The 4,277-nt window shown below is 27.0% G+C and carries 4 protein-coding genes; all 4 read left to right on the top strand.

Features of this window, described 5'->3' with window-relative positions; genetic code table 11:
* The first annotated feature begins 451 nt into the window (after window positions 1–451).
* On the top strand, window positions 452–1,015 hold the full coding sequence (locus ACRDDY_RS10135; RefSeq protein ID WP_438564835.1) for a Uma2 family endonuclease: 564 nt from the start codon (window positions 452–454) through the stop codon (window positions 1,013–1,015).
* Window positions 1,016–1,139: 124 nt separating this feature from the next.
* On the top strand, window positions 1,140–2,264 hold the full coding sequence (locus ACRDDY_RS10140) for a 5-bromo-4-chloroindolyl phosphate hydrolysis family protein (RefSeq protein WP_438564836.1): 1,125 nt from the start codon (window positions 1,140–1,142) through the stop codon (window positions 2,262–2,264).
* Between the two features lie 13 nt (window positions 2,265–2,277).
* The gene (locus tag ACRDDY_RS10145) at window positions 2,278–3,408 is read left to right on the top strand and encodes a toxic anion resistance protein (protein WP_438564837.1); all 1,131 of its coding nucleotides are present in this window, start codon (window positions 2,278–2,280) and stop codon (window positions 3,406–3,408) included.
* Window positions 3,409–3,537: 129 nt separating this feature from the next.
* On the top strand, window positions 3,538–4,277 hold a 740-nt coding region (locus ACRDDY_RS10150; RefSeq protein WP_438564838.1), incomplete at its 3' end, for a creatininase.

A 4,277-nucleotide genomic window follows, 5' to 3' on the forward strand; every position in this document is an offset into this window, starting at 1 on the left:
AAAAAAGTCTATGATTTTATAGGTGTTGTAGCACCTGTAAATTCGAAAGATACACACACTATCTTAAGAATCCTAAAATCAAAGACTTCTATTGTATTATGACCTTTTTTTAAAGTTTTATGCAATATAAGTTGAAGATTTTTTTGAGCGAAATATTTTGATTATTATATTAAATGATTTTTGAAGTATACCCTCTAAAGATATTTTAGTTAGTGCTGAATATCTTTAGGGGTTTTTTTATTTTAATTTTCAGATAAAATCTGTGGAAAAAGATTAGAAAAAAGTTATCCACAAGAATAAGGAAAGGTTGTGAGTATTTTTGTAACAACCTTTAATATTTGTGGATAAAGATGTTGAATAAGATATTAAGGAAATTTTTAAATGATGTTATAATAAAGCTAATATATGTGAAGAATTTAATTAGCTATGAAATAAATCGGAGGTGGAGAGTTTGAGTATATATAAAGAAAAGGGAAGTAATAATGAGGCAATATATGAGGAACTTTGTAGAAGCTTTAATGGAAAAGTTGAGTTGTTAGATAATGAAATAATATGTAGTCTTCCTCCTTCTGTAAATCATAATAAAATAACTATTGGATTAAGTGGAAAGATACAGGATTTTTTATTTGGGAAGAATTGTGAGGTTTATTCAGAGCAAATAGAGCTTTTGCTTGGTGAGGATAAATTTAAGCCAGATGTTTTTGTAGTATGTCCAAAGGATAATGATGAGATTAGAAGAAAGGGTGAATCTATATTAGAAGTGCCTACAATAATTTTTGAAGTTGTATCTGATTTAAATGCATCATTAGATACAATTAAAAAGATGTATTTATATGCAGTTCATGGTATTAAGGAGTATAACTTAATATACCAAGATGGTACTCTTACTCAATATAAGTTACATGAAGATTATTATAGACCTTTTAGAATTTATAGTAAGGATGAAGTTTATAACTCAATTGAAATGAAGGGTTTAGAGATAGATTTAGGTAGAATTTTTTATTTCTTAAAGTAAAAATATAATAAGAGCTTTTGATTGAAAGTAATAGTCTTTAATAAATTGGGGCTATTATTTTTATAGTTTGTTAGTGATGATGTTATAATAAAATTATAGATTAATTAATATAAAAAATCTGGAGGTGAAAAAATTGGATAGAAGGAATTTTTCAGATTTAGAGAATCAAATTAAGTCTATGGTTAATAAGGCTTTTAATGCAGTAGATGCTGTTGATTTGAAGGATATTAAAGATAAGCGTGATTACGCAGTAAATAAGGTTCGTGAAAAGGCTAATGAGTATAGTGAAAGATATACCATGGCAAAAGATAAAAAAGAGATGAAGAGATATATTAGTAAGAATCCAGATGGTAAGGTCAAGGGATATGTATATATATTAATTGGAATTTTAGGAATAGCTATTTTTAGTTTTTTCTTAATGATGTTTTCAATGGTTAGTATGATGATGAGAGGTATGTTTACTTTAGGAACTTATTTTGGAATTGGATTACTATTAGTATTCTTAGTAGGTAGTATATTATTTTTAGCTAGAGGAATTAGTTTAAGAGGAAGAATAGCAAGGTTTAAGAAGTACATAAAGTTTATGAATAATAAGAAGTTTATTCAAATTAGTAATCTAGCTAAGCTATCAGGGTTAAAGGAAAAGTTTATTATTAAAGATTTACAGAAGATGAGTGATTTAGGAATGTTTTTAGAGGGACACATAGATGAAGAGAAAACATATTTTATGTTAAGTGATGATGTGTACCAAGATTATATAAATTTAAAAACACAGAAGAAAAATACAGAAGATGTAGAAGAAGAGGAAGTTTTTGAAAAAGAAAAGTCTATAATTGAGATAGGTAGAGAGTATATTAATGAAATAAATTTAATAAGAGCTAAATTGTATAAAGATGATTTAACAAAAAGACTTGAAAGATTAATAAATCTTGCAAATCAAATTATTAATTATGTTGAGAAGAATCCTAAGAAAATAAGGGATATTCATAGGTTTGTGACATACTATCTTCCAACAGTTATAAAGCTAATTAGCTCGTATAGTGAGTTAGATAGACAGCAAATTCAAGGTGATAATATAAGAAATGCTAAGATTGAAATAGAAAATAGTATAGATACTATAAATATAGCTTTTGAGAAATTATTAAATGAATTATTTGAGGAAACTGCTATGGACATTTCTTCAGATATTTCTGTACTTGAAACCCTATTTAAACAAGAAGGTTTAACAGAGAAGGATTTTAAAGAGTAAAGGTGGAGTTAAAATGAGTGAAGAATTTAATAAAGTACCAAGTTTAACTTTTGATTCTTTTGAAGAAAATGAGGTTGAAACTAAGGTAGAAGAAAAAGAAGATAAGAATATAGAAGATGAAATACAACTAACAGATGAAGAAAAGAAAATGGTAGATGACTTTGTTAGTAAGATAGATATAAATAATTCAAATTCTATTTTGCAATATGGAGTAGGAGCACAAAAGAAGATTTCTAACTTTTCACAGTCAGCATTAGAAAATGTAAGAACAAAAGACTTAGGTGAGATTGGTGATATTTTATCAAGTATGGTTTATGAATTAAAGACTGTTGAAGATACAGATGATAAAAAAGGAGTTCTAGGATTCTTTAAGAAAAATAAAGATAAGATTTCAAAAATGAAAGTTAGTTATGAAAAAGTTGAAGTTAATATTGAAAAGATGACTAATATTTTAGAAAAGCACCAAGTACAGCTATTAAAAGATATTGCTATGTTAGATAAGATGTATGAGACAAACAAAGTATATTTTAAAGAACTTACAATGTATATTTTAGCAGGGAAAAAGAAGCTTCAACTATTAGAAAGTGAAGAGCTTCCAAGACTTCAGAAAAAAGCAAAGATTAGTGGAAATCCACAAGAAGCTCAAGAATTAAATGATTTTATTTCACTTTGCAATCGCTTTGATAAGAAAATACATGACTTAGAATTAACAAAAATGGTTTCATTACAAATGGCGCCACAAATTAGATTAATTCAAAATAATGATTCTTTAATGGCAGAAAAAATACAATCTACAATAGTAAATACAATTCCACTTTGGAGAAGTCAGATTGTTTTAACACTTGGAGTTAGCCATGCAAGTGATGCAGTAAAAGTTCAAAGAGAAGTGACTAATATGACTAATGAGTTGTTAAAGAAAAATGCAGAAATATTAAAAACTGCAACTATAGAAACAGCTAAAGAATCAGAGAGAGGTATTGTTGATATAGAAACATTAAAAACAACAAATGAATCTCTAATATCAACACTTGATGAAATTCTTAATATCCAAACAGAAGGACGTCAAAAACGTAAAGAAGCAGAAGTTGAATTAAAAACTATTGAGGAACAATTGAAAGGTAAACTTCTTGATTTTAAAAGATAAAAATATAAATTAATAAAATATGATTAAAAAGATTTTAAATTATACTATAAATAATATGTTATAATTTTAAAAGAAAGTTTGTTCTAATAATAGAGGTTAGTTTTATAAATATTATTAGGAGGATTAAATATGACTTTAATGAAAAATATGACTTGGTACGAATTTAATGAGAGAAAAGATAATGATGTGGTTATTTTACCTATAGGGTCTGTTGAACAACATGGACCACATTTACCATATTATACAGATACAATAATATCAGAAGGATTTGCGACACTTCTAGCTGATAAGGTAAATGGGATAGTTATGCCATCTGTTAATTATGGTTATAAGTCTCAACCAGCATCTGGAGGTGGACCTTTATTTCCTGGGACAATAGATTTAAATGGTGCAACATTAGTAGCTTTAGTAAAGGATATTATAGAAGAATTAATAAGAGATGGTGTGAAGAAAATCGTATTAATGAATTCTCATTTTGAAAATCAAGCTTTTTTAATAGAAGCAGTAGATTTAGTAAGTAGAACAATGCCAAAAGGGACAAAAATTTTAATAATGAGTTGGTGGGATATGATAACTCAAAAGACTATAGATAAAGTTTTTGATGAAGTTGAATTTCCAGGATGGGCATTAGAACATGCGGCAATTACAGAAACATCATTAATATTAAAATTTGCTCCAGAATTGGTACATATGGATAGATTAATAGATGAAAAAATAGAGAAAGTTCCTAACTATCAAGTATATCCAATACCTGAAGATTTAGTGCCAAAATCAGGTCTTTTATCATTAGGTAGAAGTAGTTCTAAAGAAAAGGGTGAATTAATAATAGAGGAAGCTTTAGATGGTATGGTTAAAATATTAAAAAAAGA

This window comes from Clostridium sp., from assembly GCF_051656525.1.
In the GTDB taxonomy this organism is placed as follows: domain Bacteria; phylum Bacillota; class Clostridia; order Clostridiales; family Clostridiaceae; genus Clostridium.

Excerpts from the sequence above, each read along its gene's own strand:
- ACRDDY_RS10145 (WP_438564837.1), top strand. The coding sequence starts at position 2,278 with ATGAGTGAAGAATTTAATAAAGTACCAAGTTTAACTTTTGATTCTTTT.